The sequence below is a fragment of the Oceanisphaera sediminis genome (assembly GCF_039539745.1).
Classification (GTDB): Bacteria; Pseudomonadota; Gammaproteobacteria; order Enterobacterales; family Aeromonadaceae; genus Oceanimonas; species Oceanimonas sediminis.
The window spans coordinates 122,320-138,382 of record NZ_BAABDS010000001.1; the positions used below are offsets into that span (position 1 = coordinate 122,320).

At 54.4% G+C, this 16,063-nt stretch carries 15 protein-coding genes; 13 read left to right on the forward strand and 2 right to left on the reverse strand.

All coding sequences use genetic code 11. The features are described 5' to 3' along the window. Positions 1–132 precede the first annotated feature (132 nt). The 12 genes from ABD827_RS00495 to glmS all read left to right on the forward strand — a co-directional run bounded on the left by ABD827_RS00495 (position 133) and on the right by glmS (position 11,513). Positions 133–516, forward strand: a complete 384-nt coding sequence (locus tag ABD827_RS00495) for an ATP synthase subunit I (RefSeq protein ID WP_344961388.1) — start codon at positions 133–135, stop codon at positions 514–516. A gap of 8 nt (positions 517–524) precedes the next feature. After that, entirely contained in the window at positions 525–1,304 is a 780-nt protein-coding gene (gene atpB, locus ABD827_RS00500; protein WP_298718599.1) for a F0F1 ATP synthase subunit A, read from the forward strand. 63 nt (positions 1,305–1,367) lie between these two features. After that, a complete protein-coding gene (gene atpE, locus ABD827_RS00505; protein WP_071471457.1) occupies positions 1,368–1,592 on the forward strand; it encodes a F0F1 ATP synthase subunit C in 225 nt (74 codons plus the stop codon). A 49-nt stretch (positions 1,593–1,641) separates the two neighbouring features. After that, a complete protein-coding gene (gene atpF, locus ABD827_RS00510) occupies positions 1,642–2,112 on the forward strand; it encodes a F0F1 ATP synthase subunit B (protein WP_298718605.1) in 471 nt (156 codons plus the stop codon). Between the two features lie 13 nt (positions 2,113–2,125). Then, the gene (atpH, locus tag ABD827_RS00515; RefSeq protein WP_344961365.1) at positions 2,126–2,656 is read left to right on the forward strand and encodes a F0F1 ATP synthase subunit delta; all 531 of its coding nucleotides are present in this window, start codon (positions 2,126–2,128) and stop codon (positions 2,654–2,656) included. 14 nt (positions 2,657–2,670) lie between these two features. Then, positions 2,671–4,212 (forward strand): F0F1 ATP synthase subunit alpha, encoded by a 1,542-nt coding sequence (gene atpA, locus ABD827_RS00520; protein WP_344961367.1) that lies wholly within the window; start codon positions 2,671–2,673, stop codon positions 4,210–4,212. A 42-nt stretch (positions 4,213–4,254) separates the two neighbouring features. Further along, positions 4,255–5,115 (forward strand): F0F1 ATP synthase subunit gamma, encoded by an 861-nt coding sequence (gene atpG / locus ABD827_RS00525; RefSeq protein WP_298718611.1) that lies wholly within the window; start codon positions 4,255–4,257, stop codon positions 5,113–5,115. A gap of 33 nt (positions 5,116–5,148) precedes the next feature. After that, positions 5,149–6,537, forward strand: a complete 1,389-nt coding sequence (gene atpD / locus ABD827_RS00530) for a F0F1 ATP synthase subunit beta (RefSeq protein ID WP_298718613.1) — start codon at positions 5,149–5,151, stop codon at positions 6,535–6,537. Between the two features lie 18 nt (positions 6,538–6,555). Then, a complete protein-coding gene (locus tag ABD827_RS00535) occupies positions 6,556–6,972 on the forward strand; it encodes a F0F1 ATP synthase subunit epsilon (protein ID WP_298718615.1) in 417 nt (138 codons plus the stop codon). 196 nt (positions 6,973–7,168) lie between these two features. Next, complete coding sequence (gene glmU, locus ABD827_RS00540) at positions 7,169–8,527, forward strand: bifunctional UDP-N-acetylglucosamine diphosphorylase/glucosamine-1-phosphate N-acetyltransferase GlmU (RefSeq protein ID WP_344961370.1); 1,359 nt, start codon at positions 7,169–7,171, stop codon at positions 8,525–8,527. A 373-nt stretch (positions 8,528–8,900) separates the two neighbouring features. Continuing rightward, positions 8,901–9,677 (forward strand): DeoR/GlpR family DNA-binding transcription regulator, encoded by a 777-nt coding sequence (locus ABD827_RS00545; RefSeq protein WP_344961372.1) that lies wholly within the window; start codon positions 8,901–8,903, stop codon positions 9,675–9,677. A gap of 3 nt (positions 9,678–9,680) precedes the next feature. Beyond that, positions 9,681–11,513, forward strand: a complete 1,833-nt coding sequence (gene glmS / locus ABD827_RS00550) for a glutamine--fructose-6-phosphate transaminase (isomerizing) (protein WP_344961374.1) — start codon at positions 9,681–9,683, stop codon at positions 11,511–11,513. Between the two features lie 163 nt (positions 11,514–11,676). Here glmS and ABD827_RS00555 read toward each other — a convergent pair whose 3' ends face one another. Both ABD827_RS00555 and ABD827_RS00560 read right to left on the reverse strand, forming a co-directional pair. Further along, positions 11,677–13,131 (reverse strand): LuxQ periplasmic sensor domain-containing protein, encoded by a 1,455-nt coding sequence (locus ABD827_RS00555; RefSeq protein WP_344961376.1) that lies wholly within the window; start codon positions 13,129–13,131, stop codon positions 11,677–11,679. Beyond that, positions 13,109–14,212, reverse strand: a complete 1,104-nt coding sequence (locus ABD827_RS00560) for a substrate-binding domain-containing protein (RefSeq protein WP_344961378.1) — start codon at positions 14,210–14,212, stop codon at positions 13,109–13,111. Before ABD827_RS00560 ends, ABD827_RS00555 begins: the two co-directional genes overlap by 23 nt. A 244-nt stretch (positions 14,213–14,456) precedes the next feature. Here ABD827_RS00560 and paeA point away from each other — a divergent pair, with 244 nt between their 5' ends. Next, complete coding sequence (gene paeA / locus ABD827_RS00565; protein ID WP_298718625.1) at positions 14,457–15,773, forward strand: polyamine export protein PaeA; 1,317 nt, start codon at positions 14,457–14,459, stop codon at positions 15,771–15,773. Positions 15,774–16,063 lie beyond the last annotated feature (290 nt).

Sequence of the window (16,063 nt, forward strand, 5' to 3'; positions counted from 1 at the left end):
AAATAAGGTTTTACTGCAATTGCATTTACGCCGGGCACGGGTATAATTTGACCTGCTTTTTTGGGGCTTAAAGGGCAACACCTCGGTGTAGCCAGCAAGCCCCTAACTGTATCAGGAGTTTTTGTGGAGCAAATGAAGCGGCACCTGAGCGACAAGCAAATGGCGCTGGTGATCTTGTCTTGTCAATTACTTCTGGTGGTGGCCGTCGGCACCCTGTTTTTTTACCAGCAGGGAGAGGCAGCCGCCCGTTCCGCCCTCATAGGGGGCGGAATCTACTGGGTTCCCCAATGTCTGTTCAGTGTCCGGGTTCTGGCGTTTAGCGCCAGGCACGACACACCGCGCAGTGTTGTGGCGGACTTTTACAGCGGGGCAGGGATTAAGTTTGGCAGCACTATCTTGTTGTTCGTGATAGCGCTCAAGTACATGGAGGTGCTTCATGCTCCTCTGTATACGGCTTACGCCCTAGCATTGCTGATGCAGTGGATTCTTTCGTTCACTCTCAACAACCGTTACTAGGAAAACACATGGCTGCAACAGGAGATGTCTTAACTTCCCAGGGTTATATCTCTCACCACCTGCAACACCTGCAGATTGGTTCGGGATTTTGGGCGTTAAATATCGATTCTTTGCTTGTTTCCGTTGTCCTGGGAATGCTGTTCTTGTGGGGCTTCAACAAGGTTGCATCTCGTGCAACCAGTGGAGTTCCCGGCAAGTTGCAATGTGCCGTTGAGCTGTTGGTCGAATTTGTGGATAAATCCGTCAAGGACGTCTTCCATGGTAAAAATGCGTTGATTGCGCCTCTGGCGCTGACCATTTTTGTCTGGGTCTTCCTGATGAACCTGATGGACCTTATCCCGGTCGACTATCTGCCCTATGGCGCTCAATTGCTCGGTGTTCCTTACCTGAGGGTTGTTCCTTCCGCCGATGTTAACATCACCATGTCCATGGCGTTCTCCGTATTTATCTTGATCATTTTCTATAGCATCAAGGTAAAGGGCGTGTCCGGCTTCGTTAAAGAGCTGACCATGCAACCGTTGAACCATTGGTCCATGATCCCTGTTAACTTGGTGCTTGAGACCGTATCACTGATCGCTAAACCCATCTCTCTGGGTCTGCGACTGTTCGGTAACATGTATGCCGGTGAGATGATTTTCATCTTGATTGCCGGTCTGCTGCCGTGGTGGTCTCAATGGGCCCTTAATGTGCCTTGGGCGATTTTCCATATCCTGATTATCACCCTGCAGGCTTTCATCTTCATGATTTTGACCGTTGTTTATCTGTCAATGGCCCATGAAGAACATTAATAACAAAAGATAACAATATATTAACAAGCAGTCGTTCTAACCGCTAACAATTGGAGAAAAAAAATGGAAATGATTTTCATCGCTGCCGCTCTTATGCTGGGTCTGGCTTCTATCGGTGGTGCTATCGGTATTTCTATGCTGGGTGGTAAGTTCCTGGAAAGTGCGGCTCGCCAGCCGGACATGCTGCCTGCCCTGCGCGGCAACTTCTTTATCGTGGTTGGTCTGGTTGACGCCATCCCCATGATCACCGTTGGTATGGCTCTGTACCTGATCTTCGCCGTAGCTTAATGGCTCGGTCTATCAATCAGTCTGCTAACCATTTTAAAGGAGAGTTGCGATGAACATGAACGCAACAATCCTCGGTCAAACGATCGCGTTTATCCTGTTCGTTTGGTTTTGCATGAAGTTTGTATGGCCGCCGTTGATGGCAGCCATTGAAAATCGCCAGAAAGAAATCGCCGAAGGCTTGTCCTCGGCGGAACGGGCCAAGAAAGACCTGGCTCTGGCGCAAAACAATGCAACCGAACAGTTGAAAGAAGCCAAGCTGCAGTCCGCTCAAATTGTTGAGCAGGCGAACAAGCGCAAGGCCCAGATCGTCGAGGATGCTACACGTGAAGCTCAGGCGGAGCGTGAGAAAATTCTGGCACAGGCCCAGGCAGAAGTTGAAGCCGAACGCAATCGTGTCAAAGAGGAACTGCGTAAGCAGGTTGCTGCTCTTGCCCTGGTGGGTGCAGAGAAGATCCTCGAGCGTCAGATTGATGCCGCTGCTAACAGCGACATTGTTGAGAAAGTAGTAGCTGAACTGTAAGGGACATAGAGCTATGGAAATGAAAACCATTGCTCGCCCCTATGCCAAAGCAGCTTTCGATTTTGCCGTTGAGAAAAAAGCGGTTGATAACTGGTTATCCATGCTGAGTTTTGCAGCCGTTGTGGTGCAAAACAAAGAGATGGACGAGGTTATCAACAGCAATCTGAACGCGGAAAAGATGGCCGACGTGTTTTTGGCTGTCTGTGGCGAACAGCTCGATGAGCAAGGCCAGAACCTGATAAAGGCGATGGCTGCAAACGGACGCTTGAGTGTGTTGCCAGCAGTGGTACTGGAATTCGCCGCGATGAAGGCGGAGCTGGACCGGGAAGTGGAAGCCGATGTGGTTTCTGCTGCCAAACTGACCAAGCAACAAATGGCCAAGATTCAGGCTTCACTTGAAACGCGCCTTGAGCGCAAGGTGAAGCTGAATTGCAGTGTCGATAAGAAACTGATGGCCGGTATCATCATCAAAGCCGGTGACATGGTAATCGACGGAAGTGTTCGGGGCAGGCTGTCCCGCTTGGCTGAAACGCTGCAATCTTGATTGGGGAATAGAGCATGCAACTGAATTCAACTGAAATTGCCGAGCTGATAAAACAGCGTATCGAGCAATTCAATGTTGTCAGTGAAGCACGAAACGAAGGTACCATCGTCTCTGTAAGCGATGGCATCATTCGTGTTCACGGCCTTGCTGATATCATGCAAGGTGAAATGATTGAACTGCCGGGCGGTCGTTACGCCCTGGCATTGAACCTGGAGCGTGACTCCGTTGGTGCCGTGGTAATGGGTCCGTATGCGGATCTGGCCGAAGGCATGAAGGTTCAGTCCACTGGCCGTATCCTGGAAGTACCGGTAGGTCGCAACCTGCTGGGTCGTGTGGTTAACACCCTGGGTGAGCCCATCGACGGTAAAGGCGCCATTGAAGCCGATACCTTCTCTCCGGTAGAAATGATTGCACCGGGTGTTATCGACCGTCAGTCGGTCGATCAGCCGTTGCAAACCGGCTATAAAGCCGTTGATGCCATGATCCCCGTGGGTCGTGGTCAGCGTGAGCTGATCATCGGTGACCGTCAGGTAGGTAAAACTGCCCTGGCCGTCGATGCCATCATCAACCAGAAAGACTCCGGCGTTAAGTGTGTGTACGTGGCCATCGGCCAGAAAGCGTCCACCATCTCTAACGTGGTTCGCAAGCTGGAAGAGCACGGCGCTCTGGAAAACACCATCGTAGTAGTGGCTTCTGCCTCCGAGTCTGCTGCCCTGCAGTATCTGGCTCCCTACTCCGGTTGTGCCATGGGTGAATTCTTCCGTGACCGCGGTGAAGATGCGCTGATCGTATACGATGACCTGTCCAAGCAGGCCGTTGCCTACCGTCAGATTTCTCTGCTGCTGCGCCGTCCGCCGGGTCGTGAAGCATATCCGGGTGATGTATTCTATCTGCACTCCCGTCTGCTGGAACGCGCTTCTCGCGTGTCTGTCGACTACGTAGAAAAGTTCACCAATGGTGAAGTGAAAGGCCAGACCGGTTCTTTGACCGCGCTGCCGATCATCGAAACCCAGGCCGGTGACGTTTCTGCTTTCGTACCGACCAACGTGATTTCCATCACCGATGGCCAGATCTTCCTGACCACCGAGCTGTTCAACTCCGGTATTCGTCCGGCGGTTGATCCGGGTATCTCCGTATCCCGTGTTGGTGGTGCTGCACAGACCAAGATCATCAAGAAACTGTCCGGTGGTATTCGTACCGCTCTGGCTCAGTATCGCGAACTGGCGGCCTTTGCTCAGTTCTCTTCCGATCTGGATGAGGCGACTCGCAAGCAGCTGAGTCACGGTCAGAAAGTGACCGAGCTGATGAAGCAGAAGCAATACCGTCCGATGTCTGTCGCCGAACAGGGTCTGGTACTGTTCGCCGCCGAAAATGGCTATCTGGACGATGTTGAGCTGAAGCTCATCACTACGTTCGAAGCCGCCCTGCTCGCTTATGCCAATTCAGAACATGCCGCCGTGATGGCGGAGATCAACGAGAAAGCTGACTTCAACAAAGATGTTGTTGCCCAGCTGACTGCGTTGCTGGATAGCTTCAAGGCTACCCAGTCCTGGTAACCATGTGGCAGCGTTTGCTGCCACCTGAATTGGAGAAGCGACATGGCCGGCGCAAAAGAAATACGTAGCAAGATCGGGAGTGTCAAAAACACTCAGAAGATCACCAGCGCTATGGAGATGGTGGCCGCCTCGAAAATGCGCAGAGCGCAGGATCGCATGGACCACAGCCGCCCATACGCTGAAACCATACGCAAGGTGATCGGCCACATCGCGCAGGGGAACTTGGAATACAAGCACCCCTATCTGGCAGACCGCGAGGTTAAGCGCGTTGGGTTTATTATCATCTCGACCGATCGTGGCCTCTGTGGCGGTTTGAACATTAACCTGTTCAAACAAGCCATTAACGAAATGAAAGCATGGTCCGACAAAGGCGTAGGCATTGACCTGGGTCTTATCGGCAGCAAGGCGGTAAGCTTTTTCAACCGCCATGGCGGCAAGGTCGTCGCACAGAAGGGCGGTCTGGGTGATAACCCGTCGCTGTCTGAGCTGATTGGCTCCGTCAATGTCATGCTTGAGGCATACAACAAGGGTGAGATAGACAAGCTGTATCTGGTGTACAACAAGTTTGAAAACACCATGATTCAGAAACCCACGGTCGATCAACTGTTGCCCTTACCTGCATCGGAAGAAAACGTGGCCAGCCACAGCTGGGACTACCTCTACGAGCCTGATCCAAAATCGTTGTTGGACAAGCTGCTGGTACGCTTTGTGGAAGCACAGGTGTATCAGGGTGTGGTAGAAAACCTGGCGAGTGAGCAGGCTGCGCGGATGGTGGCGATGAAAGCCGCTACCGATAACGCCGGCGATCTCATCGAAGATCTGCAATTGGTGTATAACAAAGCCCGTCAGGCTGCGATTACCCAAGAGCTGAGTGAGATTGTTGCCGGTGCCGGTGCCGTATAAGGCAAGGGTATTCAAAGGTTTAGAGGATTTGACATGAGTAAGGGTATCATAGTCCAAATCATCGGCGCCGTAGTAGACGTGGAATTTCCGCAAGATGCGGTTCCTCACGTATATGAAGCGCTGAAGATCACGACTGAAGGTCAGAGCCAGGGCCTGGTTCTGGAAGTTCAGCAGCAAATTGGCGGCGGCGTTGTACGCTGTATCGTCATGGGTTCCTCCGACGGCCTGCGCCGCGGTCTGGAAATCGAACGTACCAACAACCCGATCAAGGTGCCGGTAGGCACTCAGACTCTGGGTCGTATTATGGACGTTTTGGGTAACCCTATCGATGAGAAGGGTCCCATCGGTGAAGAAGACCGTTGGTCTATCCACCGCGAAGCCCCCAGCTACGAAGAACAGTCCAACAGCTCCGAGCTGCTGGAAACCGGTATCAAGGTTATCGATCTGGTTTGTCCGTTCGCCAAAGGCGGTAAAGTTGGTCTGTTCGGTGGTGCCGGTGTTGGTAAAACCGTAAACATGATGGAACTGATCCGTAACATCGCCATCGAGCACAGCGGTTACTCCGTATTTGCCGGTGTTGGTGAGCGGACCCGTGAAGGTAACGACTTCTACCACGAAATGACCGACTCCAACGTTATCGACAAGGTATCGCTGGTATACGGTCAGATGAACGAGCCGCCAGGTAACCGTCTGCGCGTCGCGCTGACCGGTCTGACCATGGCCGAGAAGTTCCGTGACGAAGGCCGTGACGTTCTGTTCTTCGTGGATAACATCTATCGTTACACGCTGGCCGGTACCGAAGTATCCGCACTGCTGGGCCGTATGCCTTCTGCAGTAGGTTACCAGCCGACGCTGGCCGAAGAGATGGGTGTACTGCAAGAGCGTATTACCTCCACCAAGACCGGTTCCATCACCTCCGTACAGGCCGTTTACGTGCCCGCGGATGACTTGACCGATCCGTCTCCTGCAACCACCTTCGCCCACCTGGACGCGACCGTGGTACTGAGCCGTCAGATTGCCGCCCTGGGTATCTACCCGGCCGTTGATCCGCTGGACTCCACCAGCCGTCAGCTGGATCCGCAGGTTGTTGGTGACGAGCACTATACTGTTGCCCGTGGCGTACAGACCGTGCTGCAGCGCTATAAAGAGCTGAAAGACATCATCGCCATCCTCGGTATGGACGAACTGTCTGAAGACGATAAGCTGACTGTATCCCGTGCCCGTAAAATCGAGCGTTTCCTGTCCCAGCCTTTCTTCGTGGCCGAAGTATTCACCGGTTCTCCCGGTAAGTACGTGTCCCTGAAAGATACCATCACTGGTTTCAAAGGCATTCTGGACGGTGATTACGATTCGCTGCCCGAGCAGGCGTTCTACATGGTTGGCTCTATCGACGAAGCGGTCGAGAAAGCCAAGAAACTGTAAGCCTCGAAGGAGAACCTGATGGCCGATTTTAGCTTTCATCTCGACATTGTCAGTGCCGAAGAACGTTTGTACTCCGGCTCTGTCAGTGCGGTGACGGTTTCCGGCTCTGAGGGTGAATTGGGGATCCGTTACGGACATGCCCCCTTGCTGACGGCTATCCGTCCCGGCCTGGTGCAATATGTCACCAAAGCCGGCCAGCAAGAAGTTCTGTATGTTTCCGGCGGTATGCTGGAAGTGCAGGGCAGCAGTGTCATGGTTTTGGCCGACACTGCGATTCGCGCCGAAGATCTGGATAAAGCCAAGGCCGAAGAAGCCAAACGAGCGGCGGAAGCCAAACTGCAGAATTCCTCACACGATGTGGATTATGCAGAAGCGGCCGCCGATCTGGCCCGGGCTCTGGCGAAACTGCGCGTGCTGCAGTTGGTTAAAAGATAACGTGCGTTAATAACCGTACGTAAAAAAGCGACCTCAGGGTCGCTTTTTTTTTATAAAAAAATCAGAATGACGGCAGTAACGGTGAGGAGTAAGGGGTGAGGAGTGAGGTGAAAATGCTGGTCTGTCGATTGGGCGTTACTCCTCACGTTTTACCCCTTACCCCTCACGGTCATTTATCAACGGGATATGAATTCTAATGACAACACAGGCAGTGATACTGGCGGCGGGTAAAGGTACCCGCATGCGTTCTTCCTTACCCAAGGTACTGCACCCGGTGGCCAATCGTCCCATGGTGAGCCATGTGATTGCGGCGGCTCAGGCTTGCGCGGTAGATGGTATTCATCTGGTATACGGTCATGGTGCCGACCAGCTCAAGGCGCGCATTCGTGAATCCGGGTTGAGCTGGGTGCATCAGGCCGAGCAATTGGGAACCGGCCATGCGGTGGCGGTGGCCTTACCCGAAATTACCGATAGTGATGACGTGCTGGTGCTGTATGGCGATACGCCATTATTACAGCCGGATACCCTCAAGGCGCTGTTGGCCGCCAAGCCAGCCGGCGGCGTGGGCCTGTTGACGGTCAAGCTGGATAACCCCACCGGTTATGGTCGTATCGTGCGCGAGCATGGCAAGGTAGTCGGCATCGTCGAGCAGAAAGATGCCAATGCCGAGCAACTGGTCATTAACGAAGTGAATACCGGGGTGCTGGTGGCCGAAGCCGGTTTGCTCAAACGCTGGCTGGGTGCCTTGAACAACAATAATGCCCAGGGTGAATACTACCTCACCGACATCTTCGCCATGGCCCACGCCGACGGCTGCGACATTGCCACCGTGCACCCGGCCAGCACCGCCGAAGTAGAAGGCGCCAACGATCGGGTTCAATTAGCCGGACTGGAACGGGCCTACCAGAAGATGCAGGCCGAGCTGTTGATGCGCGAGGGGGTGACCCTGCTGGATCCGGCGCGCTTCGATCTGCGTGGCACCCTGACCGTGGGTGAAGAAGTCACCATCGACGTCAATGTCATCATCGAAGGCGCGGTGACGCTGGGTAATCGCGTGACTATTGGTGCCGGCGCCATCCTTAAAGACTGCGTAATTGGCGATGATGCGGTGATCAAGCCTTACTCCATCATTGAGCAGGCCGAGCTGGGTACCGCCAGCAGCGCCGGCCCCTTCGCCCGCCTGCGCCCCGGTGCGGTGCTGAGTGAGGATGCCCATGTCGGCAACTTCGTGGAGATGAAAAAAGCCCGACTGGGCAAAGGCTCCAAGGCCGGTCACCTGAGCTATCTTGGTGATGCGGAGATCGGTGAGGGCGTCAACATCGGTGCCGGCACCATTACCTGCAACTACGACGGCGTGAACAAGTTCCAGACCGTGATCGAAGACGGCGTCTTCGTCGGCTCCGATACCCAGCTGGTGGCCCCGGTACGTATCGGCAAGAACGCTACCCTGGGTGCCGGCAGCACCGTCACCAAGGACGTGGCCGAAGACGAGCTGGTGATCACCAGGGTACGCCAGCGTCATATCAAGAACTGGCCACGCCCGGTGAAGAAGTAACAAGCGGAGAGTACGTCGGTCGAACAAAGGGCCAGCTCCGCCGACCCGCCGTGAATCCATCCTTGGAGGCTCAGCCGCGCCATCCATGACGCAGATGGTCGGCTGAGCAGATCCCTTTGTCCTCCTTGAAGCTTCGGTATCGCCTGTTGGTGATGCCAACAACTAACTCGGGCGTCAAGAAGAGGCTGCAGAGATTGCCTCAGCCGACCGTCACATGGATGTCATGTGCTGAGCGTTACAGTGAGGTACTTGAAGCGTGTCGGACGAGGCAACTCTGTTGCCTCTTCGTATTCCCCCGATCCAAAAACTATCCATTGCTCCCTTATCTTTTGATCTGCTAGCATTAAGTTTCAAATCGAAACTTAGATAAGTCATGTCGAAACGGAACACCCAACAACGTCGTCATACCATCGTCACCTTGCTCAACGAGCAGGGTGAAGTGACGGTCGACGAGCTGTCGCAACGCTTTGAAACCTCCGAAGTCACCATTCGCAAGGATCTGACCGCGCTGGAAAAAAACGGTCTCTTGCTGCGTCGTTATGGCGGTGCCGTGCCGGTGCCGAGCGAGATGGTAACGGAAAATGTCGGCGAGCCGGTGTCGAAACGAAAGCAGGCGCTGGCCAGAGCCGCGGCCGGGCGGGTGCGTGACCATAACCGCGTCATCATCGACAGCGGCAGCACCACGGCGGCATTGCTGGGCCAGCTCGGTCACAAGCATGGCCTGGTGGTGATGACCAATTCGTTGAATATCGCCAATGCCCTGCGCGAGCTGGAGCCCGAGCCGACTCTGCTGATGACCGGCGGCACCTGGGATCCGTCTTCCGAATCCTTTCAGGGGCAGGTGGCCGAGCAGGTGCTGCGATCCTATGATTTCGATCAGCTGTTTATCGGTGCCGATGGCATCGATCTCGAGCGAGGCACCACTACCTTCAACGAATTGACGGGCCTGTCGCGGGTAATGGCGGAAGTGGCTCGCGAGGTGGTGGTCATGGTGGAGTCAGACAAAATCGGCCGCAAGATCCCCAACCTGGAGCTGCCCTGGAGTGCCATTCATACCCTGGTGACCGACGGCGGTATAACGAAAGAACAGCAACAACAACTAGAGCACAAGGGCATTAACCTGATTATTGCCGCGGATACTGAGGAATAACTTATGTGTGGAATTGTAGGGGCTGTGGCCCAGCGTGATGTGGCGGAAATTCTGGTAGAAGGCCTGCGCCGTCTTGAATACCGTGGCTATGACTCGGCCGGGGTGGCGATAGCCGAAGCGACGGGTCAGCTTGGGCGGCTGCGCCGATTGGGCAAGGTGCAGGCGCTGGCCGACGCATTGAACGAGCAGCCGCTGACCGGCGGCACCGGCATCGCCCATACCCGTTGGGCCACCCATGGCGAGCCTTCGGAGCGTAACGCTCACCCCCATGTGTCCGGCGACATAGTGGTGGTGCATAACGGCATTATCGAAAATCACGAGGAACTGCGGACAGAGCTGCAGGGCAGAGGCTATGAATTCAGCTCCGATACCGACACCGAGGTGATTGCTCACCTGGTGCATTACCACCGCCAGCACAGCGAGTCACTGCTGGCGGCGCTGCAAACCACGGTCAAGGAACTGCGTGGCGCCTACGGTACCGTGTTGATGGATGTGCAGGATCCTTCCCGGGTGGTGGTGGCGCGTTCCGGCTCTCCGCTGGTGATCGGTCTGGGGCTGGGCGAGAACTTCATCGCCTCGGATCAGCTGGCACTGTTGCCGGTGACCCGCCGCTTCCTGTTCCTGGAAGAAGGGGATGTGGCGGAAGTGACCCGCCGCGAGATCCATATCTTCGATACCGATGGCAAGCCGGTGGTACGCGAAGAGCTGGAATCCGACGTGACCCACGATGCGGGTGACAAGGGCGAATATCGTCACCATATGCTCAAGGAAATCCATGAGCAGCCCAAGGCCATCACCGACACCCTGGAAGGCCGGATCACCGAAGCGGCGGTGGTGGTGGAATCGTTCGGTAATGGCGCCCGCGAGATCTTCGAAAAGGTCGAGCATATCCAGCTGATTGCCTGCGGCACCTCCTACCATGCGGGCATGGTGGCCCGTTACTGGTTTGAAGCCTTGGCCGGCGTGTCCTGCGATATCGAAATCGCTTCCGAATTCCGTTATCGCAAGTCGGTGGTCCGCCCCAACAGCCTGCTGATCACCCTGTCTCAAAGTGGCGAAACTGCCGATACCCTGGCGGCATTGCGGCTGGCCAAGGAGTCCGGTTTCATGAGCAGCCTGGCCATCTGTAACGTACCCGGCTCATCCTTGGTGCGGGAATCGGATCTGGCCTTCATGACCCGGGCCGGTGCCGAGATTGGCGTGGCGTCCACCAAGGCGTTCACCACCCAGCTGGCCGGTTTGCTGATGCTGGTGGCGGCGGTGGGCCGTTGCCGTGGCAACATGACAGCGGAAACGGAAGCCGAACTGGTAACCGCGCTACGCGCCCTGCCGGGCCATATCGTCGATACCCTGGCATTGGCCGGCGACATAGAGGTGCTGGCGGAAGAGTTTGCCGACAAGTATCACAGCCTGTTCCTCGGCCGGGGCGAGCAGTATCCCATCGCCATGGAAGGGGCGCTCAAGCTCAAGGAAATTTCCTACATTCACGCCGAGGCCTATGCGGCCGGCGAGCTCAAGCATGGCCCGCTGGCGCTGATTGACGCGGATATGCCGATCATAGTCGTGGCGCCCAACAACGATCTGCTGGAAAAGCTGAAGTCGAACGTGGAAGAGGTACGCGCCCGCGGCGGTATTCTCTATGTGTTTGCGGACAAGCAGGCCGGATTCAAGGGTGACGCCACCATGCGGGTGATGTCGCTCAACCATGTGGAAGAGGCCATCGCCCCGATCGTGTATACGGTACCGTTGCAGTTGCTGTCTTACTATGTGGCGCTGATCAAGGGCACCGATGTGGATCAGCCCAGAAACCTGGCAAAATCCGTTACGGTCGAATAATTCGTCTCAGAACAGCCGGCCGCTTGTGGGATCAAAACAGTGGGATGAAAATAAAGTGTCATCTCTGGTGGCGGTTGAATCGGCGGGTGTTTAAATCTTCAAGCGGTTCTGGCCATCATGGTCAGAACCGCTTTTTTGGTTGATGAAATCCCCTTCTTGTTACTCAGGTTCCCGTTTTTCGGCCGGATAGCGATTCCCGTTGTTCCTCAATGTCATTAAGTGTGGGTCGATCCGAAAAGATGACCACGTAATGGCTTGTTTCGCCATTTATTTCCCGAAGCGTCGAAATCGACAGCCGCATGCGACCGGCATGGTGAGTGGTTACAGGAGGGGATATCTCGCCCTGCCAGCTGCCGGTTGCATTGGCCATTTGCCATGGCAGTTGCCACGCCTTGTCTCCCAATGCCCGTTGTAACACCAGGGATGGCGTCTGGCCTGCCACTTCATCCAGACGCTGACCGGTGATATCGCTGTAGGCACGATTGACGTAGATCAGTCGATTAGCGCCATCGAAGATCACGACGGCCTCCATCATGTTCTCGAAGACCAGTCGGTGCAGGTGTAGTGATGTTTCGGACTGCTCCAGGCTGGCGCCCAGCAAGTTGAATTCTTCTATGCTGTCGGGCTGAAAGGAAGCCGAGTGGCCACGACGGATTTGTTCGGCAAACAGGGTCAGGCGGGTCAATGGTGAGGAAACCAGTCTCAGGGTATAGAGTGACAGAGCCAGGGCGGTGAGCAAGACCAGTATCAAGGTCAGCAGGGTGTGGTAGCCGTAGCTTTGTTGTAATTGCTGGAATATGGCGTCATCGGTCAGCAGCAACAGTTGCAGCTCGCTCTGCTCCCCATTGATCAGCAAGGGCTGCAGACTGAAGTAATGGCCCTGGATCTGGCCATGGGGTCGCTGCTCGGCCAGGGCCCGAGTCAGTATTTCGCCAGGAATGTCGCTGTTGACAAAGGCGGGCCCCACCGGCTGCCCGCGCAAGAGCAACTGTACATTGATGTTTTGCAGCCCTTGTCCCAGCATGCTGAGCAGGGTGAGGTTGTCATTCAGTACCATACCCCCGAACAGGCTGCCGATTATCTGTCCCGAGTCCGGCGACAGTATGGGATAACGCTGTATCAGGGCCGTCCAGGGAGTGGGTGAGGGATCCAGCTCGATACTGGCCCATTTATTATAGAAAGGAGTATCCGCAATCAGTGATGTCAGCCGGTGCTCCAGCAAATAGAGAGGGGAGTTCATGTTGGTCCAATACTGATCCTGTCGTGTCAGTATCAGTAAATCCAGGTATTCACCGTGGCTGTGTTCCAGCGTTTTCTGCAGCTGTGCCTTGGCGGCTTGTCGATCACCGGCCGATATAATGGCAGCCAGCTGCGGATTCTCGGCCGTAGATGACAGCAGGTTGTCCAGGCCGCTCAGATAGTTGTCTAGACGGCCTTGTAACCGACCGTTGGTTTCCTGTAGTTGATGACGAATGCTGTCATCAACCATGTTTGAGGTACTGTGATAGTTCAGCATCAGCAAAGCCACGGCCAGCAGCAAAAAGGCAGGCAGCAGTGCCTCCAGCAGCACCCTGAGCAGGCGTTTGGCACCAGGGTTACTTCGAGTAACGGAATGCATAGTCTTTAAGACGCTCCAGTTCTGCTGCAGTGGTTTGTTGGTCAACAACGGCAAAGTCTCCACTGTAGACCTGAGGAATAAGGTTGCTCTTTCCTTCCTGATCCAGGCGGATGGCTTCGGCCATGGCGACACCGCTATCATCGTTCATGCGCATCACGGTCAGATCCAGGTTACCCTGGGCCAGAGCATCGATCTCGGCGCTGCCGCCGCCCCATCCGTTAAGGATAACCTTGTCTTCTTTATTCAGTTTTTTCAGCGCATCCATGGCGCCGAGGGCGATATCCGTGGTGCAGGCATAAATCAGATTGATATCCGGTTTGGCTGCCAGCGTCTGCAGTACTGCCTGGCGGGCTTTTTCCCGGTTTACATTGGTATAAAAAGCCTGACGCAGCGTAAAACCGGGCTGGTTGGAAGTCAGTCGAATAAATTCGTCTCCTCTTGCCTGGCTGACATAACCCCGAGTGCCATACAGCATCAGGTAGTTGGCCTGTTTGCCGGTCATCTTGTTGATGGCATCGGTCAATAGCCGGGTGCCTTCCCGGTGATCGAATCCTACATAGAAAAATGGCTGGTTTTTTCCCCAGTGTTTCAGCGGGGTGGTGATATTCATCAAAATAAGCTTGGGGCGGCCACGAGCCATGATCTTGTCTATCAAGACCCGGTGACGCAGCGAGTTCAGGGTAAATACCAGGTAGTCGGGATCGCTGTTCAGGGCTTCAACCAGCTGTTGCTCTTCTTCTCGGTGGGTGGTTGCCGGTCGGGACGAGTAGTTTTCAAGCGTAAAGGGCAGACCTATTTCCTGCAGGCGGAGGGCCAGGCTTTGCCGGTTGCGAGACCAGTAATCCGATACCTGCTGGTCGGGTATCAGCATGGCGATATGCACGGGGTTGTCTGTGGGGGCAGTCCAGGGCTCGGCGACCTGGCGTATTCGCGCCGCAAAGGCGTCGGACAGCTCTCGTTGTTGCGGAAAAGCATCCAGGTATTCCTGAAAAGACCAGTAGTCCAGGTTTTTTTCCGCGGCCCATGCGGGCAGCATCAGCCAGGAGAGTATCCAGCCGAGTAATAATCGTCTTATCAACATTGATATTATCCGTACACTTGATTATCTGAATAGCTGTGTCCAATAGCTGGACTCATTGTGGGCTTTTATTTTATTGAATGAGTGCAAGTATCACGGCAATATTTCGCTTTTTACAGTACTTTCTTGAAATGACTCTGAATCCTGTTTCAAACCACGGGTCTGCTTCTGTTAAATTCCATATGCCATGATATCCTGAGCCTGTTTTTGTGGCTTTTTTCTCCTTTTCTTACCGGTGTGCATCACTATGACTTTTTTTGAGAACCTGCTGGTACTCGTCCTGCTGGTCGTCATTAGTTCGTTTTTTTCGGTATCAGAAATTGCCCTGGCGGCATCGCGCAAGATGAAGCTGCGCTTAATGGCCGGCGATGGTGATCCCAATGCCGAAAAAGTATTGATGCTGCAGGAGCAGCCGGGCAACTTTTTTACTGTGGTTCAAATAGGGCTTAATGCCGTGGCGATTCTGGGGGGGATTCTGGGGGAAGCCGCCTTTACTCCCTTTATCACCGAATTGTTGAGCATGTTCTTTGACGGCGCCTGGATTGAAAAAACGGCGTTCATGCTGTCGTTTTTCATGGTGACCTCGTTATTTATCCTGTTTGCCGACCTCATGCCCAAACGGCTGGCGATGATAGCGCCAGAGCAGATTGCGGTTTCCGTGGTTCGTCCCATGGCGTTCTTCATCGTGGTTCTCAAACCGCTGGTCTGGTTTTTCAATGGCCTGGCCAACCTGTTCTTCCGCTTGTTCAAGGTACCGACCATGCGCAAGGATGAAATCACGCCGGAAGACATCATCGCCATGATGGATGCCGGCGCGCAGGCCGGAGTATTGCAGGAGCAGGAACATCATCTTATCGAGAATGTGTTTGATATGGAGTCTCGCACCGTGACCTCGGCGATGACGACGCGGGAGAGTCTGATCTACTTTATCCTCACCGAGAGTCAGGACAGCATCAAGGCCAAGATTGCCGAGCACCCCCATGCCAAGTTTCTGGTGTGTGAAGACAGTCTGGACAAGGTGGTTGGCTACGTCGACTCCCGCGACATCCTGATGCAGGTGTTGCACCAGCAGCCCATCTCATTGCAAAAGGAAGGCATCATTCGTAGTCCGCTGATCATTCCCGATACGCTATCCATGTATGAAGTGCTGGAGCATTTCAAAACGGCGGGTGAGGACTTTGCCATTATCATGAACGAGTATGCGCTGGTGGTGGGCATCATCACGCTGAAAGACGTGATGAGCATCGTCATGGGTGAGCTGGTACAGTCTCAGGAAGACAACATTGTCTCTCGTGATGCCAACTCCTGGCTGGTGGAAGGCTCGACACCGCTGGAAGATGTGATGCGGGTGCTGCATATCGACAGCTTTCCCAATGATGAAAACTACGAAACCATCGCCGGCTTCATGATGTACATGTTGCGTAAAATTCCCAAGCGCACCGATTTTGTACTGCATTCGGGCTACAAGTTTGAAGTCGTCGATATCGACAGCTACAAGATAGACCAGTTGCTGGTGACCAGAATAGGCTCGGCTGAACCCGCTCCTGAAGGCGAAAAGTGTTAAAAATAACCGTATTGGTTTAATCTTGTACAAGCAGTGCGAAAGTCGATGTTTTTATCAAAAAAGCCCTTGCGCAAAATCAGCGGTTCCCTATAATGCGCATCCACTGACACGGGGCAACACGCCAACGGTCACAAGGGTTTGAAACGAACGAAACAAAGTTTGATTCAACGCTTGACGAACACTACGGAATGCGTAGAATACGCATCCCTGACCTGAGCAAGGTCAACGCTCTTTAACAATATATCAAGCAAACTGTGTGGGCACTCGCAGGTAGTTGGGAAACAAAAAAT